21 protein-coding genes are annotated in these 25,415 nt (G+C 61.5%); 8 read left to right on the plus strand and 13 right to left on the minus strand.

Features of this window, described 5'->3' with window-relative positions:
- Window positions 1-500 precede the first annotated feature (500 nt).
- Window positions 501-1,508, minus strand: coding sequence for a hydroxyacid dehydrogenase (locus tag AC58D2_RS17400; RefSeq protein ID WP_497392366.1), 1,008 nt, complete (start codon window positions 1,506-1,508; stop codon window positions 501-503).
- On the minus strand, window positions 1,505-3,931 hold the full coding sequence (gene ppsA, locus AC58D2_RS17405) for a phosphoenolpyruvate synthase (protein ID WP_497392367.1): 2,427 nt from the start codon (window positions 3,929-3,931) through the stop codon (window positions 1,505-1,507). The genes AC58D2_RS17400 and ppsA overlap by 4 nt, the downstream gene beginning before the upstream one ends.
- Window positions 3,932-4,461: 530 nt before the next feature.
- On the opposite strand from ppsA, the gene eno reads away from it, so the two are divergent.
- A complete protein-coding gene (gene eno / locus AC58D2_RS17410; protein WP_497392368.1) occupies window positions 4,462-5,739 on the plus strand; it encodes a phosphopyruvate hydratase in 1,278 nt (425 codons plus the stop codon).
- Between the two features lie 76 nt (window positions 5,740-5,815).
- On the opposite strand, the gene AC58D2_RS17415 is transcribed toward eno, so the two are convergent.
- The 3 genes from AC58D2_RS17415 to AC58D2_RS17425 are packed head-to-tail and all read right to left on the minus strand — an operon-like array spanning window position 5,816 to window position 7,068.
- Complete coding sequence (locus AC58D2_RS17415) at window positions 5,816-5,998, minus strand: hypothetical protein (RefSeq protein ID WP_231958721.1); 183 nt, start codon at window positions 5,996-5,998, stop codon at window positions 5,816-5,818.
- Between the two features lie 42 nt (window positions 5,999-6,040).
- Window positions 6,041-6,730 carry a methyltransferase family protein gene (locus AC58D2_RS17420; RefSeq protein ID WP_497392369.1) on the minus strand — a complete coding sequence of 230 codons (690 nt, stop codon included), beginning with the start codon at window positions 6,728-6,730 and terminating at the stop codon, window positions 6,041-6,043.
- A 17-nt stretch (window positions 6,731-6,747) separates the two neighbouring features.
- On the minus strand, window positions 6,748-7,068 hold the full coding sequence (locus tag AC58D2_RS17425; protein WP_119083591.1) for a DUF2933 domain-containing protein: 321 nt from the start codon (window positions 7,066-7,068) through the stop codon (window positions 6,748-6,750).
- Window positions 7,069-7,379: 311 nt separating this feature from the next.
- Between AC58D2_RS17425 and AC58D2_RS17430 the strand changes: the two genes are divergently transcribed.
- The 5 genes from AC58D2_RS17430 to AC58D2_RS17450 all read left to right on the plus strand — a co-directional run bounded on the left by AC58D2_RS17430 (window position 7,380) and on the right by AC58D2_RS17450 (window position 12,744).
- Window positions 7,380-8,551 (plus strand): IS3 family transposase gene (locus tag AC58D2_RS17430; RefSeq protein ID WP_497392370.1). Its coding sequence is split into 2 segments (ribosomal slippage): window positions 7,380-7,632 and window positions 7,632-8,551, totalling 1,173 coding nucleotides; the frame shifts between segments, so codons are not numbered across the junction.
- Between the two features lie 93 nt (window positions 8,552-8,644).
- A complete protein-coding gene (locus tag AC58D2_RS17435) occupies window positions 8,645-9,064 on the plus strand; it encodes a DUF2147 domain-containing protein (protein ID WP_215227868.1) in 420 nt (139 codons plus the stop codon).
- Between the two features lie 1,198 nt (window positions 9,065-10,262).
- A complete protein-coding gene (locus tag AC58D2_RS17440; protein WP_215227869.1) occupies window positions 10,263-10,730 on the plus strand; it encodes a hypothetical protein in 468 nt (155 codons plus the stop codon).
- 201 nt (window positions 10,731-10,931) lie between these two features.
- Window positions 10,932-11,675 carry a Bax inhibitor-1/YccA family protein gene (locus AC58D2_RS17445; RefSeq protein ID WP_119083588.1) on the plus strand — a complete coding sequence of 248 codons (744 nt, stop codon included), beginning with the start codon at window positions 10,932-10,934 and terminating at the stop codon, window positions 11,673-11,675.
- A 160-nt stretch (window positions 11,676-11,835) separates the two neighbouring features.
- Window positions 11,836-12,744 carry a fructose bisphosphate aldolase gene (locus AC58D2_RS17450; protein ID WP_497392371.1) on the plus strand — a complete coding sequence of 303 codons (909 nt, stop codon included), beginning with the start codon at window positions 11,836-11,838 and terminating at the stop codon, window positions 12,742-12,744.
- A gap of 194 nt (window positions 12,745-12,938) precedes the next feature.
- Here the strand turns inward: AC58D2_RS17450 and AC58D2_RS17455 are convergent, their stop codons facing one another.
- The 3 genes from AC58D2_RS17455 to AC58D2_RS17465 are packed head-to-tail and all read right to left on the minus strand — an operon-like array spanning window position 12,939 to window position 16,078.
- Complete coding sequence (locus AC58D2_RS17455; RefSeq protein ID WP_497392372.1) at window positions 12,939-13,427, minus strand: hypothetical protein; 489 nt, start codon at window positions 13,425-13,427, stop codon at window positions 12,939-12,941.
- A gap of 10 nt (window positions 13,428-13,437) precedes the next feature.
- The gene (locus AC58D2_RS17460; protein ID WP_497392373.1) at window positions 13,438-15,801 is read right to left on the minus strand and encodes a heavy metal translocating P-type ATPase; all 2,364 of its coding nucleotides are present in this window, start codon (window positions 15,799-15,801) and stop codon (window positions 13,438-13,440) included.
- Window positions 15,794-16,078, minus strand: a complete 285-nt coding sequence (locus tag AC58D2_RS17465; RefSeq protein WP_482964478.1) for a hypothetical protein — start codon at window positions 16,076-16,078, stop codon at window positions 15,794-15,796. The genes AC58D2_RS17460 and AC58D2_RS17465 overlap by 8 nt, the downstream gene beginning before the upstream one ends.
- A 191-nt stretch (window positions 16,079-16,269) precedes the next feature.
- On the opposite strand from AC58D2_RS17465, the gene AC58D2_RS17470 reads away from it, so the two are divergent.
- Window positions 16,270-16,536, plus strand: coding sequence for a metal-sensing transcriptional repressor (locus tag AC58D2_RS17470; RefSeq protein WP_494227572.1), 267 nt, complete (start codon window positions 16,270-16,272; stop codon window positions 16,534-16,536).
- Between the two features lie 97 nt (window positions 16,537-16,633).
- On the opposite strand, the gene AC58D2_RS17475 is transcribed toward AC58D2_RS17470, so the two are convergent.
- Window positions 16,634-17,677, minus strand: a complete 1,044-nt coding sequence (locus tag AC58D2_RS17475; RefSeq protein ID WP_494227571.1) for a hypothetical protein — start codon at window positions 17,675-17,677, stop codon at window positions 16,634-16,636.
- A gap of 239 nt (window positions 17,678-17,916) precedes the next feature.
- Between AC58D2_RS17475 and AC58D2_RS17480 the strand changes: the two genes are divergently transcribed.
- Window positions 17,917-18,567 carry a sigma-70 family RNA polymerase sigma factor gene (locus AC58D2_RS17480; protein WP_494227570.1) on the plus strand — a complete coding sequence of 217 codons (651 nt, stop codon included), beginning with the start codon at window positions 17,917-17,919 and terminating at the stop codon, window positions 18,565-18,567.
- Window positions 18,568-18,832: 265 nt separating this feature from the next.
- Here the strand turns inward: AC58D2_RS17480 and AC58D2_RS17485 are convergent, their stop codons facing one another.
- From AC58D2_RS17485 to AC58D2_RS17500, 4 genes are all read right to left on the minus strand, one after another.
- Entirely contained in the window at window positions 18,833-19,780 is a 948-nt protein-coding gene (locus AC58D2_RS17485) for a ribose-phosphate diphosphokinase (protein ID WP_494227569.1), read from the minus strand.
- The gene (locus tag AC58D2_RS17490) at window positions 19,777-21,294 is read right to left on the minus strand and encodes a thymidine phosphorylase family protein (protein WP_179408462.1); all 1,518 of its coding nucleotides are present in this window, start codon (window positions 21,292-21,294) and stop codon (window positions 19,777-19,779) included. Before AC58D2_RS17490 ends, AC58D2_RS17485 begins: the two co-directional genes overlap by 4 nt.
- Window positions 21,295-21,311: 17 nt before the next feature.
- Window positions 21,312-22,676 carry an MBL fold metallo-hydrolase RNA specificity domain-containing protein gene (locus tag AC58D2_RS17495; protein WP_494227567.1) on the minus strand — a complete coding sequence of 455 codons (1,365 nt, stop codon included), beginning with the start codon at window positions 22,674-22,676 and terminating at the stop codon, window positions 21,312-21,314.
- 214 nt (window positions 22,677-22,890) lie between these two features.
- On the minus strand, window positions 22,891-25,314 hold the full coding sequence (locus AC58D2_RS17500; RefSeq protein WP_497392374.1) for a heavy metal translocating P-type ATPase: 2,424 nt from the start codon (window positions 25,312-25,314) through the stop codon (window positions 22,891-22,893).
- Window positions 25,315-25,415: the final 101 nt, after the last annotated feature.

Raw genomic sequence — 25,415 nt, forward strand, 5'->3', positions numbered from 1 at the left:
ACCGGCTATTGGTCTTGCCCGCTCGGACTTCGCTGCACGGACCACTGGAGGCCGTTAGCTAATCGGGTCCTACAATGCGATTTCCATCAAACCTGATCTTGGCGATTTTTCGCCGGGAATATGACAGCTCCGAAAGCTGTAATATCACGTCTCGACAAGCGTCTGTGGCCTTGTGCACGGAAACGCCTGCCAGCAAAAATTTGCCGATCAGTACGCGTTGCGCGGGCTTGGTACATCTCTTTGTGTCCTCGCAAGAGGTGCGTGTGCACAAAGAAAAGGACGATCATGGCGAAGATGATCAGGGATACCTGAGCCTGGTGCCGCCATAAGCGTCGTGCCGTGATCGCTACGACCCGGAGCATGACCGAAGCGAGCAAAGGTTTGATGTTCCGACGGCGGTGTTCGCCGGCCCGAATCCATCCGGGCGCCGATCAGGGGGCGCGGTAAGGGCCCGTAGCGGACTTGGCTGCTGGTTCTGTGCACTGGAGAAGGTCTGAACTTTACCGTTCCCCAACCAGATTACGCGGCTCGCCACGCCCGAATGCCTCGATATTCTCCACGGTGGTTTCGATGATCCGCCGAACGGCGCTTTGCGTATTATAGGCATTATGGGGCGTCACAATCACGTTCGGGAACCGCAGCAAGACGTGATTGGCGACGAGCGCCTTGAGGTCGTAGCCATCGCTCGACGCTCCCCGAAAAATCTGCGCCTCCTCGCGCACCACAGGCTCCTGTGGCAATACGTCAAGTCCCGCCGCCCGAACCTTGCCATCGGCCAGAGCTCGTACCAGCGCAGGCACATCGACAACGTTGCCCCGCGCAGTGTTGATCAGGAGTGCGCCGGACTTCATCAGGTCGAACTCGCGGTCGGAAAGTAGACTCGCGGTTCCCGGGTTCGCCGGCACGTGGAGTGTGATTACGTCCGCATCTGCGAGAACTTCATCTAAAGCGGCATAGCGAAACCCGAATTGTGTTGCCGCGTCTTCATCCGGATAGAGATCGTAGGCCACGACATTCATGCCGAACCCGCCAGCGATCTCGATCGCGCGGCGGCCTATTCGTCCGGTTCCGATGACGCCGAGCGTCTTGCCGCGCAGTTCGAAACCGCGCAGCCCGGCTTGCGAGAAGTCACCGCGGCGTGTGCGCTCCACCGCCTCGACCAGATTGCGGGCGACGGCCAGGAGCAGGGCGAAGGCATGCTCCGCCACGGTCGAATCGCCATAATCGGGTACGTTCGCCACCGCGACGCCGTGCGCCTTGCACCAGTCCAAATCGACATGGTCGTATCCGGTAGACCGGGTTGCGATCAGCTTTAGACGCGGGAACTGAACCAGCACGTCGGCACCGAGCTGCGAGTTCACGAAGGTGCTTACAATTTCTGCGGAAGCGTAGGGCGCGGCCGTTTGTGGGTCGAGGCGCTCGCGGGTGCATTCGACCTCATGCTCGGGTTCAAGCCTCAGACAGGCCTGGTGTTCCCACTCTTCCGTCTCGAACACGACGACCTTCATCGAGAAGTGTCCGGCTCGGAGGTTGTTCGCGCCGGCGCGGCCTTCAGACTCTGCTCGACTTGGGCAACGTTGCGAAGCGTAGAGACGAAGCTGTCCGGGTTGAGCGAGATCGAATTGATGCCTTCTTCAACCAGAAACGCGGCGTATTCGGGATAGTTGCTGGGGGCCTGGCCGCAGATCCCGATCTTGATGCCCGCGGCGTGCGCCTGGACGATCGCTGCGCGAATCGCACGCTTTACCGCTTCATTGCGCTCATCGAACAGGGGGGCGAGATCGCCCGAATCCCGATCAACCCCGAGCACGAGCTGCGTGAGGTCGTTGGAACCAATCGAAAAGCCGTCGAAGCGCTGCGCGAACTCTTCGGCAAGGAAGACGTTGGCGGGAATCTCGCACATCATGTAGACCTCGAGGCCGTCCCGGCCGCGCTCGAGTCCGTTCTCTTTCATCACGGCAAGCACGCGATCAGCCTCCTCGAGCGTGCGGCAGAATGGCACCATGACGATCACGTTCTCCAGACCGATCCTTTCGCGAACCGTCTTCAGCGCACGGCATTCCAGCGCAAAACCCTCGCGATAGCGCGCGTCGTAGTAGCGCGAAGCACCGCGCCATCCGAGCATCGGATTTTCCTCGTCCGGTTCGAAAACGCTGCCGCCGAGGAGGTGGGCATATTCATTGGATTTGAAGTCGCTCAAGCGAACGATCACGGGGTGCGGGTGGTAGGGTGCTGCGAGCTTGGCAATTCCCAGCGCGAGCGTCTCGACGAAGAAGTCCACTGGGTCATCGTAGCCGCGCGTGCGCTGGCGGATCTCTCGCCGCGCCGCTGGATCGGTCACGCGGTCGGGATGGATCAGCGCCATCGGATGGATCTTGATCAGATTGTTGATGATGAACTCCATCCGCGCAAGGCCGACCCCGCGCGCAGGCAGGCGCCACCAGCGGAATGCGGCGGCAGGGCTGGCGATATTCACCATCATCGCGGTTCGGGTTTCTGGCAGATCGGAAACATCCACCTGCGATGACTCGAATTCCAGGATGCCTTCGTAGACTACGCCGCGATCACCTTCAGCGCAGGAAAGCGTGATGTCCTGCCCGTCAAGCAGCAGTTCGGTGCCGTGGCCCGTGCCGACGATGGCGGGCACTCCCAGTTCGCGGCTGACGATGGCGGCGTGGCTGGTCGTGCCGCCATGATCGGTGATAATGCCGGCGGCCTTCTTCATGATCGGGACCCAGTCGGGGTCCGTCATGCCGGTCACGAGAATGGCACCGTCGCGGAAGGTGTCGATGTCGGCGGCGCTGCGAATGGCACAGACTTGACCCGAGGCAATCGCTTCGCCGATCGCCGAGCCGGTGATGATCGGCTTTCCCTTCGTCTTCAGACGGTAGCTCTTGATTTGGCCGGTTTGCCGGGACGACTGCACCGTCTCGGGCCGCGCCTGAACCATGTAGAGTTCGCCGGTCTCTCCGTCCTTGGCCCATTCCATGTCCATCGGCCGGCCGTAGTGGTCCTCGATCGTTGCGGCCCAGCGGCCGAGCTCCAGAATTTCCGCTTCGCTGAGAACGAAGGCCTGGCGCTCCTTCTGGGTGGTTGCAACTGTCGTGGTGCGCTCGCTCCCGCCGGTCGCGTAGATCATCTTGGTCTCTTTGGCGCCGAGCGTCTTTTCGATGATCGGGGTGTAGCGCCGGTCGTCGAGCAAGGGCTTGAAGACGAGATATTTGTCGGGATCGACCGCGCCCTGCACGACGGTTTCGCCGAGACCCCATGCGGCGCTGATCACGGCGACGCCGGGAAATCCGGTTTCCGTATCGATCGAAAACATCACTCCCGAACCTGCCAGGTCGGAGCGTACCATCCGCTGGACGCCGATCGACAGCGCGACTTCCAGATGATCGAACCCCTGGGTTTCGCGGTAGCTGATCGCCCGGTCGGTAAACAGCGAGGCGTAGCACCGCCGGCAGGCGTCGAGCAGCGCGCGCTCACCGCGCACATTGAGAAAGGTTTCCTGCTGACCGGCAAAGCTCGCCTGGGGCAAGTCTTCAGCAGTCGCACTCGAGCGCACAGCAACACTGATCTCGTCCTGGCCGCTGCGACGGGAAAGCTCGCGATAGGCGTCCCGGATTTCTGCGGCGATCGCCTCCGGGAATTCTCCGTCGAGAAACAGCCGGCGGATCGTTTCGCCCGTTTCATGCAACGAACCCTTTTCACTCTGCAATGCCGCAATGCTGGCGCGCAGCTCCGGCTCGATTTGGTTGGCAGCCACATATTCGCGAAAGGCCGCGGCGGTCGTCGCGAAGCCGCCCGGCACACGCACGCCCTTCTCCTCAAGTGTGCGTACCATCTCGCCAAGCGAGGCGTTCTTGCCGCCGACGATGGGAACGTCGCCCACGTTCAGGGTCTCAAACCAGGCTATGCGTTTTTCCGTCATCGCTGCGCTCCTTGTGCACTCACGGCTGATATAAACCCTATTGCCGACTATCTGCCGCGAAGTGATTTCCGACAGCGAACCTATGACCGCTCTTGCGGCCGCGCCGGCCAGTGACAGACTATTAGTGTGTCCCGGAAAGGACGCAGGGAAGCACCCGACCTTACAGTACCGCGTGGTGCGGGACCCCCGGCAAACCGGCCAACGGATTTCCTTGCTGCTGCCAGACTCGTCATTTCAGACGCGGAGATCGGCGCGCTTGCACGCGATTTGAGATGGCGTTCTGGTAAGGATCGGCCCGCTGCGACGTCTCTTTGATGACGCGCCAATGCGCGTGCCTGTTGCAGATACGAGCAGTGACGAGAGACGTGACGAAGACGGTGTCGCAATTCGGACGCGGGTCGATCGGCGGACGACGTTCGGAATGTGCTGGGGCCGTGCCGTTGCCGGACGTTTGAAAGATCGCAGGACAAAGCGTGAGTTGGCCGAAAGCCCGGCCATTGAAAGTTGTGTGCTGGACGAGGAGACATCGAATGAGGCGAACCATTGCTGCTCTGTCGGCGCAGGAGATTCTTGATTCGCGCGGTTGGCCCACGGTCAAGGTGACAGTCCGTCTGGAGGGCGGTATCGCCGCAAGCGCGTCGGTGCCCTCGGGAGCATCGACTGGCCAGTTCGAGGCCCACGAACTTCGCGACGGCGATGCGGCGCGGTATGCCGGTCGCGGGGTCCTGAAGGCGGTCGCAAATGTCGAACGCGAAATCGCGGGCGCCCTCATCGGTCTGGATGTTGTCCGGCAGCCGGAAATTGACCGGTTTATGTGTGAACTCGACGGAACCGAGAACAAGGCGCGGCTCGGCGCGAACGCCGTTCTCTGCGTTTCGCTGGCCGTCGCTCGCGCTGCTGCTCAGGCGATGGGATTACCGCTCTACCAGTACCTCGGGGGTTCCACCGCCCGGCGTCTCCCGGTCCCCATGATGAACATCATCAATGGCGGCAAGCATGCCGCCAATGGGCTCCAGATGCAGGAATTCATGATCGTACCGCATGGTGCCCCGACATACGGCGAAGCGCTGCGCTATGGCTCGGAAACCTATCATGTCCTGAGGGGGCTTCTGGAAGAGAAAGGCCTGGGTGTGGGGGTTGGTGATGAAGGCGGGTTCGCGCCCCATCTGAAAGACGAGCGTCAAGCGCTCGAGCTGATCGTCCGCGCAATTGAGGTGGCAGGCTATGAACCAGGCCGTCAAATTGCCATCGCGCTGGATCCCGCAGCGACCTCCTTCGTCGAGGACGGCGGTTATGTTCTGCCCGGGCTTGGCGGAGCGCATATGACCAGTGACGAACTTCTGGCCGTCTACGCTGACTGGATTGCCGCATTTCCGATCGTGTCGATCGAGGATGGTTTCGGCGAACAGGACTGGCCCGCCTTTGTAAAGCAGACCCTGGCGATGGGAGACCGCATCCAGATCGTCGGCGATGACCTGTATGTCACCAATTCGCGCTTCATCCAGCGGGGCATTGATGACAAAGCCACGAACGCTGTTTTGATCAAGCCCAACCAGATCGGCACGGTGACCGAAACGGTGGCGGCGATCGAACTGTGTCGGCGAGCGGGACTGCGCTACAAATTCTCCCATCGCTCCGGCGAGACAGAAGACGACTTCATCGCAGATTTTGCCGTCGCGATGACCGGTGGTCAGTTCAAGGGCGGAGCGCCGTGTCGAGGTGAACGTCTCGCCAAGTACAATCGCTTGCTGGAAATCGAACACCAACTCGGCGGCGAAGCCATCTTCTCATCGCCATTTGTCGCATGAGCGCCGCCAGGCGACTGCATCGCCATTGCTGCGCCCTGATGATGCCTGCGAAGCTCGATCGCCTTGGGGCGAGGACTCAGATGCTTGACGATGCGCTTGATCGTGCCGTCCTTTGCGCTGCATCGCGCCCTTCCAGAATGATCAGCAGCTTGCGACCACCGGCGATCACCTGGCGTTGCAACGCGCTGGGCCCGATCTCAAGCGCATGGAGCTTCTCGGCGTAGCCGGGCGCAGATCTGTCCTGCTTGTTCTTGCTCATATCGATCTGACAATCTCTACTAGGGCTTCGTCCTGGGCCGTTTTAGAATGGGCGGCGCGGTCGGCTTTTGGGCAGATTTGGATCACCTGACCGCGAGCGCGACAGCTTGGGAATAAAACCCGGGACGCGCGCCATGTAGGCTCGATAATCCTGGCCGAAAGCGGCGAGCGCCTCGCGCTCCTCGCTCCGGGCGAGACGCACATACATGACAACCAGGACCGGGAACATCGCCAGCGTCAGGACAGTCGGCCATTGGAACAGGAAGCCGAGCATGACGAGGATGAAGCCGTCATATTGCGGATGCCGGACGTAGGAATAGATACCTTCAGTTGCGAGCTTCTCTTGCTTCTGGGCCCGGTAAAGCCGTGCCCAGCCGCTCGATACTATCCAGAAGCCACCGCCGATCAGGATGAAGCTCAGGATATGAAAGGGGCCGAAGTGAGGGTTGGCTTGCCATCCGAACAACTCCTCGAGCAGATGGCCGGCGTCATGCGAGAACCAGTCCACCTGCGGATAGTTGCTCTGGAGCCAGCCCGAGAGCAGGTAGATGGTCAGCGGGAAGCCGTACATCTCCGCAAAAAGTGCGACGAGAAAAGCACTGAAAGCGCTGAATGATCGCCAATCGCGCTTGGTTTGCGGTTTGAAGAAGCTGAACGCGAAGAAAATGAAGATCGCGGAGTTGAGGATCACCAGACCCCAAAGTCCATAGGCGGCGGATGCGTCGCTATGCATGACAGGTTTCTCCGGAGCTATCGGCGACGGGCGCTGGAATCGGCGACCTTGTGTCCGCTGTGGCGATCGCGGACCGGACTCGCGCCGTTGTTGCTGGTGCGCTGATCATCATCATCACCGCCTTGGCCGCCATGACCTCCGTGTCCACCGTGTCCACCGTGCATAAACATGTGGAGCAGCGGGCAGGCCAGCAAGAGCAAGGCCCAAGGAAGTATGCTGAGCGCGTGAACCCTATGCTCGGCAAGCAGGAAATACCCCGCTATCGCTGCAAAACCGAGGAAGACGATCGGCATCCGCCATCCCCGTCTGTCGGACGCGTGCTTGTGACCTTGCCTCATATCTTGCTCCCACTTTCGGCCTAAGGACGGTCGCCATCAAAGAAAGGAGGCCGCCTCAGCATCATGGACGCGCGGCGGCTCCCCAAATTACAGTCGCTCGGCAGAACAGCACTTGACCCTCATCGAGCACCGTGATGGGGGACCGCTAAAAGTTACCACGAGCACGCTCCATTTTGGCTTGAGAAGCTGCGTGTCAGGAGGCGATCAAGGTCTTCGCCAAACTGGGAGTATGACCCGGCAGATGGTGACCTGACCCCCTGATTTTCCTCCAGTCTCGATTAGAGTCCGGCCCTGATGGAAGGACGGACGAGATGAAGAGAACGAGGTTTACCGAAGAGCAGATCATTGGCGTGCTGAAGGAAGCCGAGGCGGGAGCGAAGACCGCCGACCTGGCCCGGCGGCACGGGGTGTCGGAAGCAACGATCTACAACTGGAAGTCGAAGTATGGCGGGCTCGAGGTGTCCGAAGCCCGGCGGCTGAAGGAGCTCGAGAGCGAGAACGCGAAGCTCAAGCGGCTGCTGGCCGATGCGATGCTCGACCAGGCTGCGCTGAAGGATCTCCTGGCAAAAAAGTTCTGACGCCCGCCGCGCAGCGGGAAGCTGTCGCTCATCTCCAGGCGTGCCACGGAATGAGCGAACGGCGGGCGTGCCGTGTCATCGATGCCGATCGCAAGAGCGTGCGTTACCGTTCCACCCGGGAGGATGATGCCGATCTGCGTGAGAAGCTGCGCGAGCTGGCCAACCAGCGTCGCCGGTTCGGCTATCGCCGTCTGCACATCCTGCTGCGCCGGGAGGGCGTGATGATCAACCGGAAGAAGACCCAGCGGCTCTATCGGGAGGAAGGCTTGGCGGTGAGGCGCCGACGCAGCCGCAGGCGCGCAGTCGGTACGAGAGCACCTGCTCCGGTGCTGGCACTGCCGAACCAGCGCTGGAGCCTCGACTTTGTTCACGACCAGATGGCCTCAGGCCGGCGGTTCCGCGTGCTCAACGTGGTCGATGACGTGACCCGGGAGTGCCTTGCGGCGGTGCCGGACACATCGATCTCGGGTCGGCGGGTCGTGCGCGAGCTGACGGAGCTGATCGCACAGCGCGGCAAGCCGGGGATGATCGTCAGCGACAACGGCACGGAGCTGACCAGCAATGCTGTGCTGGCATGGTGCGGTGAGATCGGCGTGGAGTGGCACTACATCGCTCCAGGCAGGCCCATGCAGAACGGCTACGTGGAGAGCTTTAACGGCCGTATGCGCGATGAACTGCTCAACGAGACGCTGTTCCTGAGCCTCGCCCATGCCCGGGTCGAGATCGCGGCCTGGGTCGAGGACTACAACCGGGAGAGACCGCACTCGGCTCTAGGATACCAGACCCCGGCGGCGTTCGCCGCCGAACTGCAAAGGCAATGGCCTGCTTCGCTACGCCCTACGGGCTCCGCTACGCAGCCCATTGCCTCACCCGCGCGCATGCGCAACAACGCGGCTCGGCTCTAATACCAGCTGGGGGAAAGCTGGGGGTCACGTCAATGACGTCCGTTCATCAGACCTGGTGCGCTCGGTCCTCTTTTGGCGCAAGAAAGAGAAGCTATGATTCGTCTGGTCATCATGGGCGCGGCCCTCATCTTTGCATCGAATGCGGCACATGCTCGGCAAACCGGAGCGCCAAATGAGGCTATCATGGGTGTTTGGGCTAACCCGTCCGGAAGTGTTCGTGTCCGAATCGAGGAATGCGGCACGAAGCTTTGCGGCGTCGTTGTTTATGCAAACGAGAAAGCGAAGGCCGACGCAGCGAAAGCCGGAACCGACGTGCTCATAGGCATCAATCTTTTTCGCGAGTTCTATCGGTACGGCCGGAACAAATGGCGCGGGAAAGTTCTGGTTCCCGATCTCGACAGAACGGTCGGCGGGGAATTGAAACCGATCAGTGCCGACACCCTCCAGGTTCATGGATGTATGTTTGGGCATGTGGGGTGCAAGAACCAGAAATGGACGCGGGTTTCAAACTGATGTGTGTTGCCGGGAGCGTTACAACCGCAGAAAGCACGTTGAACACGATCGTCCCTTTGACCTCTGCCGTTTGCATTGCGGAGTAGGAAAGTGAAGAGGCAGGCTGATTCCCTGCGTCACGACGAAGGGATCGTCGCCGCCTTCTCTCCGTGCATTGTGATTGGTGACCGATAGGTACGCCATATGACTCCTATATGGCTGATGTGTCGGTCACTTATTACTTTAGCGGGCCAATTGATCCTCAAAGCGACCATCCACGACACTGCTGCGAACCGAGACGACCACGCCAACGTTCGCCAATCGCGCTGCAGTGCTCATGGCGTCGTGCCAGATGTACTTGCCAGCTGACCTTGGCGTCCCGACGGCCGACAATTCTGCAAGGTTCGACGGGCGGAGAATGGGCAGGGGGAGGGCTCCGCCCCTCGAACGGCGCCTGCGCGCTGCTGTTTGTTGCCATTATCGCGCGCAGGAACGATCGAAATCAGGGATGCGCGCAGCAACAGCGAGGGGCATCTCCCGACAGCTTGGCTTCGGTCGGCGCTGCTCGCGGTACCTTGCCTTGCTCTCGACCGGATCGTGGGTTGTCGCGGCAGCAAACCGATTTGTGCGAGTGGCTTTCGGCTTGTTCCGAGCTGGACGGCATCTGAGAATCTCCGTTTGCAAAGTCGTTTTTGGTCAACTGCGGCGCGCTTGGGGCTGCCGCAGCGACTGTCCTTGTTGTTTTTGACGTTCTTCAATCCGCGATTCTTACACTTGGAATCTGATCTCTTGGCCTGCGTGGTCTCAAGAGGCCTGCCATGGTCGAATCGAGCATGTCGGTCGTCCCCGACCTTCCGGTGCTGAGCCCGAACGCCTGACATGCATCATTGCTTGGTCCGGATCGTGTCACGGCGGGCAACTGCGCACGGGCCCGGGAGATCACCGGCATTCTCCCCATACGCCGATTTGGCCTGGGTAAAGGCGATTGGAGGTCTGGGAACCTTCCTTCATTCCATGGCTCTGTAAGATTTCAATTTCGGCGCGTCTTTGTTGGCGTAGTTGCCTCCTATTGGGGCAAACAGCACATGACAGTGTCCAAGTGATCAGAGAACGAGATGCAGTCCTGCCCCTTGCCCGGACTTAAAAAGAGGAAGATGCCTTCACTATGAGATACAGATCGTTCTGGCGCCAAGCGCTTGCTGCGGTGGGCCTAGCAGGAATGCTCTTCGCTCCGGTCACAGCCAATGCGGGTGTAATCGATGGTTCTCAGAGCGCGGGTGGTCTCACGGTGTATCTAGGCGTGGTGCCGGCGGCAGTGGTGAAGGGTCATCCAACCGGCCATCCCGAGGCGGAGATGCATGGCGGCACGCCGGCAAGCTCTCACAGCATGCACATCACGGCCGCTGTCTTTGAAAAGGCTTCAGGGGCCAGAATCAGGGACGCGAATGTCACCGCGCATATCCTCGAACCTGGCGGAATACAACGATCGGTTCGCCTGCAACCGATGACTGTCGCGGGCGCGCTGACTTTCGGCGGGTACACAACCTTTGCCCGAGGCATCAATTACCGGATCGGAATTGTCGTGGACCGCCCGCCGCACATGCTACCGTCGCAATCGAAGCAGGCTCCGCACGCGATGCATCGCAAGCCGCCTGTGACGGTGCATTTCACCTATACCCATGACTGAAGCGTATCGCGCCGCAACCGAGCCCGCTGGACAGGTGCGTTCAAGCGACGACGGAGGTCTTCCTCTTCCATGGCGCTCTTGTCGTCTAAAGCGGGTCTGCATAACGACAGCAAACTGTAATTCACCGGAGGCTCAAACGTCTTCAGACGGCGGCGGCAGAAATCCGGCACCGTCAGCGGTCCGGCGCAGGAGGACTTCACAATGGCAGACCCACTCAAAACTCTAGATCAGCACGCTTTACGGTCCCACGCGGGGGCGCCCGCGCAAATCTACGATTCGGGGCTGCGATCCTATATGCTCGGCGTCTACAATTATATGGCCAGCGGATTGCTGCTCACCGGCTTGGTCGCGCTATTCGTGGCCAGCACGGACAGTGTACGCGCACTGTTCTTTGCTGCAACCGGAGCGCCGACAGGATTGGGATGGGTCGCTGTATTCGCGCCCCTGGCGCTAGTGCTTGCCCTGAGCTTTGGCATCAATCGGTTTTCCGAGACGGCGGTCAAGGCCATGTTCTGGAGCTACGCGGCACTCATGGGCGTGTCGCTCGCTACTATTTTCCTTGCTTACACTGGAGTCAGCATCGCCCGAACCTTTTTCGTGGCGGCATCGGCCTTTGCCGCGTTGAGCTTGTGGGGCTATACGACCAAGCGCGATTTGTCCGCGTGGGGATCGTTCCTGATCATGGGGGTGTTCGGCCTGATCATCGCCATGCTCGTCAACATGTTCCTGAAATCCTCGGTGATGGACATGATCGTGAGCGGCATTGGAGTTCTGCTGTTTGCCGGGCTCACGGCCTATGACACCCAAAAGATCAGGAATATCTATTCTGAGGTTAGGGGCAGCGACTTCCGCGGCAAGGCGATCGTAATGGGTGCACTGACGCTGTATCTCGATTTCATCAACCTGTTCCTGTTTCTGCTCCGCTTCATGGGTGACCGCCGATGACCATACCCGCTGGCAGCTCCAACGCGCGCGGTATTCTGGTCCGAGGTCCTGGTGTCGGCGAGCACGGCACATTTAGCCGGAGGTGCAAGGCGTGAAATCTCCCGCGGACGGAAGTGACACGCAAAAAGGCAATCGACGCCCGGATGAACGGAGGCAGTGCATGCACGACCCGGTACTGATGGCACAAATCATTGGCGGTGCGGGCTTCGTTGCTGCGCTCGACCAGTCAGGCGGTTCGACGCCGACTGCGCTGGCAAACTATGGCATCAGCGCTCACGATTATTCCGGTGAAGAGAAGATGTTCGCCCTCATCCATAAGATGCGGAGCCGGCTCATTACCGCTCCGTCGTTCGATGGCCGCAAGATCCTGGGTGCGATCCTGTTCGAGAAAACGATGGATGGCGAGGTGGACGGCACACCCGTGCCGGACTTGCTCCGGCAGCGTGGCATCGTGCCCTTCGTCAAGATCGATCGGGGTCTGGAAGACGAAAAGGATGGGGTTCGGCTCATGAAGCCGATTCCGGCTCTCGAGACCTTGCTTGTCCGCGCAAAGGCCAAGGGCGTTTTTGGTACGAAAATGCGTTCGCTGATCAACGAGGCGTCCACCGGAGCCATTGGCGCTATTGTCGATCAACAATTCGACATCGCAAATCAAATTCTGGATAAGGGCCTGATGCCAATCGTCGAGCCGGAGGTGAACCTGAAAAGCAAGTCGCGCGCGGAATCCGACGCGATACTCCTTGGCGCACTAGCGAAGGCACTCGATAAGCAGCCAATTGGTCGCCGGGTGATGCTCAAGCTTTCCATGCCAGCAGCGCCAGACCTATTTGCGCCGCTTGTGGGACATCCCAGCTGTGCGCGGGTGTTGGCGCTTTCTGGCGGGTATTCGCAAGAAGAGGCTTGCAACGAGCTGGCGAAAAATCATGCGCTTGTGGCAAGCTTCAGCCGTGCGCTCCTGCAGGATCTACGCGCCGGGATGGATGACGAGGAATTCAATCGCGTGCTCGCCGAAGCCATTGAGCGGATTTACCGCGCGTCGACCGTGAAGACGGCCAAAAACCCGGTGTGAATTTTTCGAGAGCTGCCAGCGTGGGCTGCATTCGCCTGTTCCCGCTTACGTTGACCTCGGCCGCCGTCATCCGCGATGATGTCGGCGCCGGGCGAGTCGTACCGGCACCAGCTTTCGCAAAAAGTTTCGAGATCGCCGCGGTCGCCCGCTTCCGCAACGAGGGTCCGTATAAAGGTCTGCGAGGGACAGTGGGTCTAGTGGGTGATACGGTCGTCGCCTCCCCGGCGCGCCTCGACCGCGTAACCCGGTGCGCTGAATGAAAAGCGCAGCAGCAGTCCTATCGTGCCGCGTAGCCGTTTGCCGGGATCCTGGGTGACCAGGTGGAAGGGAAGCGAATTCAGCCGGAGAAGAAGCGCATAGACGTTCCACCCGATGTCGGCGACCGCGCTCCGCGACGATTCTCTGGAAAGCCCTGCTTCGAGCAAGGCCCGATAGGCCGCGGCGGTATAGATGGCTAGCTCCACCATGAGGCGATTGCCTGCGCTCGGAAGTTGACCAAGATCGGACAAGGGGCGCAGTTCCTTCGCCTGTGGCTCCAGGTTCGCGAGGAACAGATCAATCTCATCCGGCAACCAGCGCAGCCACACGCCATCTAACCGCTCGAGAGTTCTCGTTTCGAGCACCTTGCGCGCCGACCTGCTCAGCCTCCAGCGGATCAGCCGACGGACAGGGCGCCAGAGCATATTCACACCGTCATGGCTCGCTTCTGAGATCGAGCGTCCGTAGTCTCAGCGCATTGCCGATAACCGACACCGAAGAGAGGCTCATCGCGGCTGCCGCGATCATCGGGCTCAGCAATATGCCAAACCAGGGGAACAGCACGCCAGCGGCAATCGGCACGCCGAGCGAGTTGTAGGCGAAGGCGAAGAACAGATTCTGCCGGATATTGCGCATGGTTGCACTCGAAAGCCGGTGCGCCTGGGCCAGGCCTTCGAGATCTCCGCGCACAAGGGTCATGCCGGCGCTTTCAATCGCGACATCGGTGCCGGTTCCCATCGCCACCCCAACATCGGCCGCGGCGAGCGCAGGCGCATCGTTGATCCCGTCGCCCGCCATTGCGACAGTCTTGCCTGCCGCCTTCAATTCACCGACGATGCGGTTCTTGTCCGCAGGCGAGACATCGGCATGGACCTCGTCGATCCCCACTTCGTTCGCCACGGCGCGCGCGGTTGCCTCGCTGTCGCCGGTCAGCATGACCACCCGAATACCTGCTGCGTGGAGACGGCCGATGGCGCGCGCGCTGGTCGGCTTGATCGGATCGGCGACGCCGATCAGCCCGGCCGGCTTGCCGTCGATGGCGACGAACATCACCGTCCGCCCTTTCGCTCGGGCGGTTTCGGCGGCGTCGGCCATGATCGGGTCATAGGCACCGACCCGGCGCATCATCTTTGCGTTGCCGATCGCGACGCGTCGCTTGCCGACGCTTGCCTCGATACCTTCGCCCGTCACGGAGGAAAAATCGCTCGCCGCCGCGAACTTGTGGCCGCGCGCGCGAGCGCCCTTGACGATCGCCTCGGCGAGCGGGTGTTCACTGCCGATTTCGGCGGCGCCCACCAGGCGCAGCATCTCCGATTCATCGATGCCCTGTGCAGGTTCGACCATGACCAGCTCCGGTCGGCCTTCGGTCAGTGTCCCGGTCTTGTCGATGACGATGGTGTCGACCTTTTCGAAGGTCTCGAGCGCCTCGGCATTTTTCACCAGGATACCGTTTTGCGCACCCTTGCCGGTCCCGGTCATGATCGACATTGGCGTGGCGAGGCCCAGGGCGCAGGGGCAGGCAATGATGAGTACGGCTACGGCATTGACCAGGCCATACGCGAACGCCGGTTCCGGCCCCCAGACCGCCCAGGCAGCGAAGGTAAGTATGGCGATGCCGATTACCACGGGCACGAACCAGCCCGCGACAAGATCGGCCAGACGCTGGATCGGCGCGCGGCTGCGCTGCGCCTCAGCCACCATCTGCACGATCTTGGACAGCATCGTGTCCTTGCCCACGCGTTCCGCAGTCATGACAAAGCCGCCGGTCTGGTTGACCGTACCCCCCGTCACCTCGTCGCCGATTGACTTTTTCACCGGTAGCGGCTCGCCGCTGATCATCGATTCATCGACGCTGCTCGAGCCTTCAAGAATACGGCCGTCGACGGCGATCTTGTCGCCGGGGCGGACGCGCAGGCGGTCGCCCGTCGCGACCTGATCGAGAGCGACCTCACGCTCCGAGCCGTCGGGCATGAGTTTTAGCGCGGTCGGCGGAGCGAGTTCGAGCAGCGCGCGCAGAGCGCTCGATGTTGCGCCCCGTGCCTTGAGTTCGAGCACCTGCCCGAGCAGGACGAGCGTGGCGATGACCGCCGCCGCTTCGAAATAGACCGCCACCCGGCCATCGGCATCGTGAAAGCCGGGCGGGAAGATGTGCGGCGCAATCGTTCCCACGACGCTGAACGCATAGGCGATGGCGACGCCGAGCCCGATCAGCGTGAACATGTTGAGGTTCATCGTCCGGACCGATTGCAGACCGCGCGTAAAGAATGGCCACGCGCCCCAGAGCACGACAGGTGTGGCCAGCGCCAGCTGTATCCATTGCGCCAAGGCCGGTTCGACAAGCTGTGAAAACGGCTGTCCCGGGATCAGATCGCCCATCGCGTAGATGAACAACGGGATAGTGAAGAGCAGACTTATCCAGAAGCGCCGGCTCATGTCGATGAGCTCCGGATCGGGGCCGTCATCGAGGCTGAAGGTTTCCGGTTCGAGCGCCATGCCGCAGATCGGGCACGAGCCTGGTCCTTGCTGCCGGATTTCCGGGTGCATCGGGCAGGTGTATATCGTGCCCTCCGGCACGTCCTCGACCGCCTGCAGATGCGCCCCGCTCAGGTACATTTCGGGATCGGTTACGAATTTCTGCTGGCAGTGCGCGGAGCAGAAGTAATGCCGCGCACCGTCGTGCTCGGCGCTGTGCTTGGCTCCGGCAATCGTAACGCTCATGCCGCAAACCGGATCAATCGCTATTCCTTCGGGCGGCAGCGCGCCGCTGGCAGGGTCGCAGCAGGCCTTGCGATCAGTCATTTGCAACTCCGAACCAACGCCTTGCGAGGCGGTGCAGGGGGACGAGGAGGGCCGCCGCCCAAAAACCGTAGATCAAGGACCAAAACAGACCCGCGAGAACACCGCCGAGTGTCAGCCATTCGAACCCGGGGAGCCAGGGCGACCAGGCGCGGTGCATTTCGAATCCGGAAGGCAGGGCCAAACCGTAAAGAATACAGGCGATAAGGCTGATCATCAGGAACAGGCTCAAAGCCGTGCCCCAGACCAGGATCGCGCGGGGAATGGACAATTGCGTCATGATCGGCTCCTTGCTTCCGGCCGGGCAAATTCGGCGTGCTTCGCGGTTTGTCCCGCTCCGACGGACAGGCTCGTGTTTCGACACCATTCTCCGGTAGCCGAAAGGCGGACATTTGTAAACTTTACCCGGGTAGGGTAAGGAAGAGCGGTGCATTTGGTACGATATGCCCTGAGGCGACGAGGGATCGAGAGATGAAGTTCACCAAGGAAATCGCTCGTCTGCGGCGGGTCGAGGGCCAGGCAAGGGGTGTGATCCGCATGTTGGAAGACGAGCGGTACTGCGCCGATATCCTGCATCAAATCGCTGCGATGGAAGCCGCCTTGCGGGCAACGAGAGTCAAGGTTCTCGCCATTCATGCCCAGGACTGTGTTCAGGAAGCGATCGAGAGCGGCGACAAGGAAACGCAGCGCGCCAAATTCGCCGAACTCGCTGCGCTTTTTGGAAAGGCGGGTCGCTGAGGGCAAAATGCCGGTTGTCATAGCGTTCTGCTTTCCCAGGGCCTCTCCAGTTGGATCCTTGGACAAGGCTTTGAAGGCGTCCTGAGTCGCCTGCCGGTCATCGCTGTCTCTCCAGCGAAGCCATCGAGAGGAACGCGCCGATATAGGCGAGCGTCGATTCCGCGCCTGCATTGGCATTCATCCTGTCTTCGTGAAGGCCATCATGACACAGACCCTTTTCTGGTTCCACGAGCGCGCGGCCAAGATCATTTCGTCCGAAAAACCATGCCATCGCGATATCCGCGCGCTCGCGCCAGAGGGCGGTGTCGGCACCTGAACTGGCGGCGGCGAGGCACCCATCGATCATCGCATGAGCTTCGATGGGTTGCTGATCGAACCTGGACGACAACTGGTGTCTGTGTCCAAAATTGTGCGTACCGACCGGGTGAAAGACCTGTCCATCGTATTGCCAGTCCCAGAGTGCCTGCAGGGCCGATAGTCCAGCCTCCCGCAGGTCAGCCATGCCCAGCACCGTACCGGTCGTAATCGCGGCCTCGGCCAGGCGTCCATTGTCGTAGGCCAGCCCGTCTTCGAACCAGGGCCAGGCAGGTTGCACCGCGTCCCGCCAGCGCTGAAGCAATTCATGCGCCAGGTGCTTGCGCAGCCGCTCCGCTTCCGTCCAGGGAGAGCTGTTGCGCAGCAATGTGTCCAGACCCGTCAAGACCAGGCTCCACGAACGCGGCGAAGCGAGCTCGTGCAGGCGCGGAAGGACCGTTTCAAGAAGATCGCGTCCCCAGATCCGCATCCAGTCCTGAGGGGGCATCGCGATCATGACGCACAGGGCATGAACGGCGCGAGCGCAAGCATCCTCAGCCGCTTCCTCGTCCAGCCAGCGCCGATCATACGTCATGAAGTTCCTGAAATATCGTGCCTGCCGGTCGAAAGCATGATCGAGAAACGCGGCATAAGCGGCGAGAGCGTGTTGCTCTGCGGCGCTTAGCGTGCGCAGGTGGGCCAGACGGCACATTACGGTTACCGCTCGCGCGTTGTCATCGAGACAGTAGCCGTGAGAACGGTCGACGAAATGATGCCGGGCGTGTTGGGCCAGACCCGTATCGTCGGTCAGCGCCAGCAAGTGGACGGTGATCGCCAAGTCGATCATCTTGTGCCATCCTTCACGGCCGCACGCTGAAGCCCGCGCACGCTCTCTGCGTTGCCCGGGTGATCCCGACGACGAGACGAGGCGCTGGTCGTCATCGGCATTTGAGTCGTCCACGATAAGCCTGGATTGTAAGCAATCGATTCGGGTTAAACATGTTAAAGCTTCCTGTAGTGTGGCGCTCTGTTGCAGAAGTTTGAGGTAGGCGATCCTCAGCGAGAATAGTCGTATTGGAAAGCTCGATGGATGATGACCCTGCCACCTCGGCCGCTGTCGGCGACGATGCCTTGAGGCCGATGGACGAAGCCGTCCGACGGGCGCTGGTGGACAGTCATCAGGACATTCTCAAATTCCTGAACCGGCGTCTTCACAGTTCCCACGAAGCGGACGAGGTTCTGCAGCGCTTCATGCTCAGGGCGATCGAACGCGCGGGAGACCTTCGCGAGGCAAAATCGGTCAAAGGTTGGCTTTCGCGCGTTCTGGCAACGACGATTGCCGATTTCCAGCGGACTGTCATCCGACGGCGCAGCAAGGAGATCGGTGTCGATCCGCATGAGCTTGCCGAGAGCAGCCATGCGCACACGCAACCGGAGGTGGATCTTGACCAGACAGTGTGCAATTGCTTTTACCGGCTCCTGCCGACATTGAAACCTGTCTATGCGGAGGTCATCTGGCGCGCCGATTTGCTCGAAGAGCCGCGGGACGAGATCGCGAAAAGTCTCGACACGACGGTCAACAATGTGACCGTCAGATTGCACCGCGCACGTCGTGCGCTGAAGACCCGACTCCTGCAGATGTGCCGCACGTGCATCGAGCATGGCTTTCTCGACTGTGAATGTGCCCATGCAGAGTCCTCGCTTCGAGCCCATGTGGGAGGGTTCTCGGCTGATTAGAGACGGCAGATATCTGTCAGGTCTCGAGCGGTTCTCCGGGGCGTAGTGGCAAGTGGGCTGTCCGGGACATTGGTTGACAATACCTGCCCGGGCGGGAGCAGGAATGTTTTCGCTCACTTGAAACGAACAAGCACCTGGCATGTTGTCGGGACGACGGCGGCCGCTCATGGGAAGACGACACCGAATCTCGATAAATCTCCTGCACACCGACTGTCTGACCCATCACCACGGTCGCTGCTTCGTGGCGGGTGTTCTGTCCGCATCACTACGAAGGGCTGTCGTTGACGCGTTGACGACCCGCCGACGAAGATTCCGGCCGGGCTGTTTCATTGCGCCACGCCTTTAGTGCTGCGGCGATTTGTGGGACGACACTGATTGCGTTGGATGGATGCGCGATGGTGTCGGTACTGACGATCCGGCCGGTGCCCGCCGCCTGTAGTTTCCCAAAGGCATCGCCTGCCAGTATCGGATGGACGACGATCGCGATCGGCGCTGCGGCAGCTGCTTCCCGAAGAATGTGCACCGCTTCGATCATGGTGCGCGCGCTCGAGGCGATGTCATCAATGATCACCGGTGTAAGGTTGGATAAATCGGGCAGATTGGCGGCGGAAATACTGACGTCATAGTCGCCCCTGCGCTCCTTGCGGAGAACTGCGTAGCGAGCGCCGGCGAGGCCGGCGATCTCTTCGACCCACTGACCGCTTTCCTCGTCGGGACCGACAAGGACCGGATTGGGAACTTCCTGGCGTATCCACCCGGCGATTGCGGGCGCGGCCTGAACCGCAATGGCCGGAATGGAATAAACTGCGCCGAGGTCCGAGTGACGATGAAGGTGCGGATCGACGGTGATGAGCGCATCAAACGTGCGCGAGAGTAGGCGCGCGAAAGTGACCGAAGTTACGGCTTCGCCTTCATTGAAGGCCTTGTCCTGGCGCATATAGGCCAGATAGGGCGCAACGAGGACAACGCGGCGCGCGCCCATTTCGCGTGCCTTGTCGGCTGCGAACAAGAGAGCCAAGGCCTTGGTATCGGGCCGATCGAGCGTGCACAGCAGAACGACGTCTCGCTCACGGACGGAGGACAACAGACGCACATAGCTCTCACCGTCCGGAAACTGGCGCCAGACGATTTCTCCAAGCTCCATGCCGGTCTCGGCACACAAGTGAGCCGCCATGTCGGGCGAGGCGCTGAGCGAGAACAGGACCGGATTCATAGGCTTGCCAATCGGATGGCGTCGGGATTGGCGGCGGCGAAGGCCAGCGCGTAGTCCAGTTCGCCGCGGCTCTCCGCGTGAACGGTGAAGATCGGCTCTCCCCGCGCTACTGTCGCACCCAGCTTCACATGCAGCGATATACCTGCCGATTTGGATCGCGGTGCACCCGCCAACTTGGCAACACGCGCCAGCGTCCGATTGTCGAATGCCGCCACCCTGGCACTGCGAGGTGCGCTGATCGTATATCGCAGCGGTGCGGTGGACGGTTCGGAAAAGCCCCCTTGAGCTTCGCAAATCGCCATGAACTTGTCGAGCGCCCGGCCGTCGTCGAGGATCGCGCTCGCCTGCGCACGCCCCCGCCCGGGCGGTCCGCCGGCGAGGTCGAGTATTCTGCCTGACAGATCAATCGACCGCTCGCGCAGGTCCGCCGGAGCATCGGGAGCTCTGCGAAGGACGGCGAGAACATCGTGCGCCTCGAGCGCTGGCCCGATGCCCGACCCCACCGGCTGTGTTCCGTCGGTCAACACCGGGGTCACCGAGAGATGGAATTCCGCCGCGACCGCGACCAGATGCGCGCTGAGCCTGGCTGCTTCAGCTGGTGAGCGCACTTTGGCAGTTGCGCCCACGGGTAGATCGAGCAGGACATGCGTCGCCCCGGCCGCGAGCTTCTTGGACAGGATGGACGCGACAAGTTGGACTTCACTATCCACATCGAGCGCGCGCTCGACTCCGATCAGGATGTCGTCAGCCGGGCTCAGGCGCACATTGCCGCCCCAGACGACACATCCGCCCTCACGCTCGACCACGCGCCGCATCGCTGCCAGATCGAGATTGACTGGCGCCATCACTTCCATCGCATCGGCCGTCCCTGCCGGCGAGGTGATGGCGCGGGAAGAGGTTTTGGGCATGGTGAAGCCGGCAGCGGTGACAATCGCCACAATGAGCGGAGTGGTGCGGTTGGCCGGGAGCCCGCCGACGCAGTGTTTGTCCAAAACCAGTTCATCGGGCCAGTCGAGCCGGTCACCCGCTTCGAGCATGGCACGTGTCAACGCCGCAGTTTCTCTCACGTCGAGCGGCTGCCCGGCAAAGGCGGTCACAAATGCGGCGAGTTCCACGTCGGAATAGCGGCCGGTGGCGATATCCGCGACGATCCGCGCAAGCCGGTCCTGCTCGAGACGATGGCCGTAGATCTTGGCGCGCACATCGCTCATCGAAGCGAGTGGCTGCGGATGACGCACCTCAATGACATCGCCATCGCCAGCATGAAGCTGGCGCCAAAGAGCGTTCGGCAATCCGACCTCGTCGGGGTCGAGCAGGCCGTTTGTCGTGAAAAAGAGCGTTGCGAGTGCGCGGCGGCCTCCCGCATGGACTTCCACGCGCGTCCGCGTCGCGAACCCTTCCGAACGGGCGACTGGACAGTCGGCGTGCATGAACACGATCGCTTCGCCGCCGGTCTCGATGCCGAGGCGTCGGACGCGCAGGCCATGAGGCGCCACTGGCTGGTCGGTAAGCATCTGAGGCCCGCTCGCCCTCACGCGAGCACCACGCGCTCGCCGTGTTCGGGCACCCGCGCCTCCCACCCAAGCCGTTCGGTGATGCAACGGCGAAACATATCGGAGGCCTCCGGCTCACCGTGAGTCACGAATGTCTGGATCGGCGGATCCTCGAAGCCGCCAAGCCATCGCAGGAGTTCGCCCTGGTCGGCATGGGCAGACAGCATGTCGAGAGTGGCAACCTCTGCGCGCACAGGAATGAACTCTCCGTGGATCTTCAGTTCGCTGGCACCATCGCGCAGGGCTGCGCCCCGTGTCCCGCCAGCCTGGAAACCGGCCAGGAGGATCGAGTTGCGGGGATCGGGGGCATAAGCTTTGAGATGATGCAATATCCTTCCGCCTGTCGCCATCCCGCTGGCCGCGACAATGATTTTGGGCATGGGGTCGCGATTGAGGCGCTTTGAGTCTTCGACGTCACGGACGTATTCGGCAATGCCGCAGGCCTCCCGGCACTGCTCTTCTGTTAGGCGGTGCTCTCCAACATGGTCGCAGAAGATCGAACTTGCGTTGACCGCCATCGGGCTGTTGAGGAAGATCGGTACAGGACCAAGCCGTCCGCGGCGACGCAGCTGGCTCAGATGAAACAGCAGCGTCTGCGCGCGTCCGACCGCAAATGACGGGATGATGACGCTTCCGCCGCGCCCGATGGTGCGGTTGATGACATCTTCCAACGCGGTTTCGGGGTCGGTCTCGTCATGGTGTCGGTTGCCATAGGTCGACTCGACGACGAGATAGTCTGCTCGCGGAACGCGCACCGGATCGATCATCGTTGCTGCGGAGTAGCGGCCGATATCGCCCGAAAAGACGATCCGCTTGCCGTTACAGTTCAGTTCGATGCTGGCCGCCCCGAGAATATGCCCCATTGGCCGGAAGATCGCGCTGCAGCCTTCGGCAACTCTCGTCGGTTCGTCGAAGCCGGTCGGAGCGAAGGAGGTAAGCGCCGCCTTGGCATCGCGTTCGGTATAGAGCGGAAGAGCCGGCGTGTGTTTGCTGAACCCGCGCTTGTTGGCATAGCGCGCGTCCGCTTCCATGAGATAGCCGCTGTCCGGGAGCAGGAGCTCGCACAGCTTGAAAGTCGCGTGCGTGCTGATCACGGGGCCACGGAAACCGTCGCGGACAAGCGCCGGAATAAAACCCGAATGATCAAGATGAGCATGCGTGAGGAGAACGGCATCGATATCGGTCGGCGCTATGGGGAGGGGGTGGCGATTGCGCAGGCGTAGCTGCTTGAAACCTTGGAACAGGCCGCAGTCGACAAGGATTTTGCAGTCGTCGGTCTCGACGAGATATTTCGATCCGGTGACCGTACCGGCACCGCCCAGAAAAGTAAGTTGCAATGTCATTGGCGCCTTCCTCGGGTGTGGAGCGGCACACCGCGCCGCTTGATGGATACAGACGCGCTCGCTCGACTGTAATTACAACGCGACTGCCCCGCGTCGATTGCTCTGCCGCATTTGTCCGTGCCTGTCTGGGCGTTGTCGGCTGCTCAACCGCTGGAATGATCCTGTTTTGACAGGAGGGGCAATGCGCCAACGGTATGCTGCGGGTAGCACAGCATCACGCAGGAATCGGGCTCGCCGTGGGGCTCCGATCGCTTTCTCCGGACTCCGCTACGCTGCTGCCGATACCTTCCATTCGCGTCCTTTTGAGGAGCAGTGCATTCACGGCCACGAGCGCGGAGCTCCCCGACATGGCGATGGCGGCGACCGCCGGGCTGATGATCAGCGGGTAGAGGACCCCCGCCGCGACCGGAAAGGCAATGACATTGTAAGCGACAGCCCAGAACAGGTTCTGGTGCATCTTGCGCAAGGTTGCTTTCGAAAGAACGATCGCGCCGACCACGTCATAAGGATCGCTGCGCATAAGTACGACATCGGCGCTTTCCATAGCGACATCGGTGCCGGCCCCGATCGCAAAACCGACATCGGCCTGGGTCAGCGCGGGCGCATCGTTGATTCCGTCTCCAACCATGCCCACGCGCTTGCCCTGGGCCTGCAACTCCTTGACTTTATCGGCCTTCTGGCCGGGCAGGACGTCGGCGAGCACGGTGCCGATGCCCAGCTGTGCCGCCACGCGCTTTGCCGTGCCCTCATTGTCGCCGGTCAGCATTGCCACTTCGACCCCGCGCTTGCGCAGCGCCGCGACCGCCGCAATGGCGGTGGGGCGCGGGGCGTCGGCGATGGCGATCAGACCGACCAGATCGCCCTTGTGCGCGACGTGAACGACTGTTCGTCCGGCACCCTTCAGCTCATCCGCCGCCTCGGACAAGGTGCCGAGTGGGACGTTCTCCTCGTCCATCAGTCGGCGATTGCCGAGCAGCACCGTGCTTCCGCCCACCAGCGCCTCTGCGCCCATGCCTTCCCGGTTATGAAAGTCGCGGACGTCGTCGAGCGCGAGATCGCCTGCGCGGTCAAGGATGGCGAGTGCGAGCGGGTGTTCCGAACCACGCTCGACCGCGGCGGCGAGCCGCAACACATCCTCGTCGGATCGGCCTTCCGCAGCGACGATGTCGACCACATGCGGCTGCCCCATGGTTAGCGTGCCGGTCTTGTCGAATACGATGACGTCGAGTTTGGTCGCATCCTCGAGCGCGCCGGCATTCTTGAACAGGATGCCGTTGGTCGCGCCGAGCCCGGTCCCGACCATGACCGCCATCGGGGTCGCGAGTCCCAGAGCATCCGGGCAAGCAATGACGAAGACGGTTATTGTCAGCGTGACGGCGAACAGCAATGGCGCGCCGAGCCACCAGAACCATGTCGCAAAGGTCGCCAGTCCGATAAGGATCGCGATCAAGACCAACCACTGCGACGCGCGGTCGGCAAGCAGTTGCGCCGGGGCCTTGGAATTCTGCGCTTCCTGGACGAGCTTGACAATTTGGGCCAGCGCGGTGTCGGCACCAACTTTGGTTGCCTTGTACCGGAAGCTGCCGCTCTTGTTGATCGATGCGCCGATGACTTCGTCGCCGACCGCCTTGTTGACCGGCATCGACTCGCCGGTAAGCATCGATTCATCGATTAGCGAGGTTCCTTCGACGATTTCCCCGTCGACGGGTATCTTGTTGCCAGGCTTGATAATGATCGTTTCGCCCACCTGGACTTCGGAGGTGGCGATCTCCACTTCGCGGCCATCGCGAATGACGGTCGCCATCGGCGGCGCGAGATCGAGCAGTGCGCGTATCGCCTGCGACGCCCCGGCGCGCGCGCGCATTTCGAGCCAGTGGCCGAGCAGGATAAAGACCAGCAGGACCGCGACTGCCTCGTAGAACTGCACACCGGGAAAGAGGAAGGTCGAGCCGACGCTGAAGAGATAGCCTGTTCCGACCGACAGCACGACAAGCACTGCCATGTTGAGGATTCCGTTGCGCAGCGCGCGCCAGGCGGCGACGAAGAACGGCCAGCTGGGATAGATAACCGCAGCGCTCGCGAGGAAGAACAGCCACAGATCGAGGCCCAACCCGAAAGGCGGAGCAGGCGGCGTGAACATGCCGCCCATTGGCGAATAGACAAAGATCGGAATGGTAAAGAGGAGAGCCACCCAGAACCGGTTGCGCATGTCACGGACCATCGCTTGCATGTCGGCACCGGCGCCGTGTCCCATTTCGTGCGCCATGGCATCCTGCGCGTGCGCCTTGCTGGCAGCCGCAACTCTTTCGTGGCCGGCATGAGCGGATGGTACCGGGTCGGGCCCTGGCTTGCAGACATGTCGGGGATGGACCGTGCCGCGACAGCGGAACCCGCAGGAGAGCACGGTCCGGCGCAGCTCTTCCTCGCTCGTCAAACCCCCGTCAAAATCAACCGTAACGCTTCCCGAAGCCGGATTGGCGACAGCGCGACTGACGCCGTCCTCGGCTTCCAGTTGTTTCTCTACGCCGAGATGATCGAGTTCCTCGAAGAGGCCGCCGACCTCAAGCGTCACTTTTGCCAAAACAACCTCCAGAAGATTCTTCGTTCTCTCGTCCGGCAGCGTACACTGCGGATTCATTGCTCGCTTGGCAAAGACGCTTGAACACCGAGGGAATTACACCGTGAGTTCGGATTCGCTCTTTCACGGTATCGCGGCGCAACCAATTGGCTCGCCGCGTC

The sequence above is a fragment of the Sphingopyxis sp. CR5 genome (assembly GCF_059693785.1).

Excerpts from the sequence above, each read along its gene's own strand:
- AC58D2_RS17435 (WP_215227868.1), top strand. The coding sequence starts at position 8,645 with ATGATTCGTCTGGTCATCATGGGCGCGGCCCTCATCTTTGCATCGAAT.
- AC58D2_RS17445 (WP_119083588.1), top strand. The coding sequence starts at position 10,932 with ATGGCAGACCCACTCAAAACTCTAGATCAGCACGCTTTACGGTCCCAC.
- AC58D2_RS17415 (WP_231958721.1), bottom strand. The coding sequence starts at position 5,998 with ATGAGCAAGAACAAGCAGGACAGATCTGCGCCCGGCTACGCCGAGAAG.
- ppsA (WP_497392367.1), bottom strand. The coding sequence starts at position 3,931 with ATGACGGAAAAACGCATAGCCTGGTTTGAGACCCTGAACGTGGGCGAC.
- AC58D2_RS17455 (WP_497392372.1), bottom strand. The coding sequence starts at position 13,427 with ATGCTCTGGCGCCCTGTCCGTCGGCTGATCCGCTGGAGGCTGAGCAGG.
- AC58D2_RS17470 (WP_494227572.1), top strand. The coding sequence starts at position 16,270 with ATGAAGTTCACCAAGGAAATCGCTCGTCTGCGGCGGGTCGAGGGCCAG.
- AC58D2_RS17465 (WP_482964478.1), bottom strand. The coding sequence starts at position 16,078 with ATGACGCAATTGTCCATTCCCCGCGCGATCCTGGTCTGGGGCACGGCT.
- AC58D2_RS17440 (WP_215227869.1), top strand. The coding sequence starts at position 10,263 with ATGCTCTTCGCTCCGGTCACAGCCAATGCGGGTGTAATCGATGGTTCT.
- AC58D2_RS17425 (WP_119083591.1), bottom strand. The coding sequence starts at position 7,068 with ATGAGGCAAGGTCACAAGCACGCGTCCGACAGACGGGGATGGCGGATG.
- AC58D2_RS17500 (WP_497392374.1), bottom strand. The coding sequence starts at position 25,314 with ATGAATCCGCAGTGTACGCTGCCGGACGAGAGAACGAAGAATCTTCTG.
- eno (WP_497392368.1), top strand. The coding sequence starts at position 4,462 with ATGAGGCGAACCATTGCTGCTCTGTCGGCGCAGGAGATTCTTGATTCG.
- AC58D2_RS17485 (WP_494227569.1), bottom strand. The coding sequence starts at position 19,780 with ATGAATCCGGTCCTGTTCTCGCTCAGCGCCTCGCCCGACATGGCGGCT.
- AC58D2_RS17480 (WP_494227570.1), top strand. The coding sequence starts at position 17,917 with ATGGATGATGACCCTGCCACCTCGGCCGCTGTCGGCGACGATGCCTTG.
- AC58D2_RS17450 (WP_497392371.1), top strand. The coding sequence starts at position 11,836 with ATGCACGACCCGGTACTGATGGCACAAATCATTGGCGGTGCGGGCTTC.
- AC58D2_RS17460 (WP_497392373.1), bottom strand. The coding sequence starts at position 15,801 with ATGACTGATCGCAAGGCCTGCTGCGACCCTGCCAGCGGCGCGCTGCCG.
- AC58D2_RS17420 (WP_497392369.1), bottom strand. The coding sequence starts at position 6,730 with ATGCATAGCGACGCATCCGCCGCCTATGGACTTTGGGGTCTGGTGATC.
- AC58D2_RS17400 (WP_497392366.1), bottom strand. The coding sequence starts at position 1,508 with ATGAAGGTCGTCGTGTTCGAGACGGAAGAGTGGGAACACCAGGCCTGT.
- AC58D2_RS17495 (WP_494227567.1), bottom strand. The coding sequence starts at position 22,676 with ATGACATTGCAACTTACTTTTCTGGGCGGTGCCGGTACGGTCACCGGA.
- AC58D2_RS17490 (WP_179408462.1), bottom strand. The coding sequence starts at position 21,294 with ATGCTTACCGACCAGCCAGTGGCGCCTCATGGCCTGCGCGTCCGACGC.
- AC58D2_RS17475 (WP_494227571.1), bottom strand. The coding sequence starts at position 17,677 with ATGATCGACTTGGCGATCACCGTCCACTTGCTGGCGCTGACCGACGAT.